1 protein-coding gene is annotated in these 300 nt (G+C 75.0%); it reads left to right on the top strand.

Translation table 11 applies throughout. The features are described from left to right. Positions 1 to 15: 15 nt before the first annotated feature. A partial coding sequence (locus AB1L30_RS27495) for a VCBS repeat-containing protein (RefSeq protein ID WP_367017912.1) occupies positions 16 to 300 on the top strand: 285 nt, incomplete at its 3' end.

Raw genomic sequence — 300 nt, 5'->3', positions numbered from 1 at the left:
GGCGGCGGCGGGGGGATGGACGCGCCGGTGCCGGCCGACTACACGGGCGACGGGATCGCCGACATCGCCACCTTCCGATCGGACAGCGACCTGGTGGCCGGGGCGGCGCAGTGGTTCATCCTGCCGAGCGACGGGTCGCCGGCCTACAGCGTCCTGTTCGGCGGCGGCGGGGGGATGGACGCGCCGGTGCCGGCCGACTACACGGGCGACGGGATCGCCGACATCGCCACCTTCCGATCGGACAGCGACCTGGTGGCCGGGGCGGCGCAGTGGTTCATCCTGCCGAGCGACGGGTCGCCG

It is taken from the genome of Bremerella sp. JC817 (assembly GCF_040718835.1).
GTDB lineage: Bacteria > Planctomycetota > Planctomycetia > Pirellulales > Pirellulaceae > Bremerella.
Note: the sequence above shows the minus strand (reverse complement) of the source record. Positions and strands in the feature narration are given on the sequence as shown.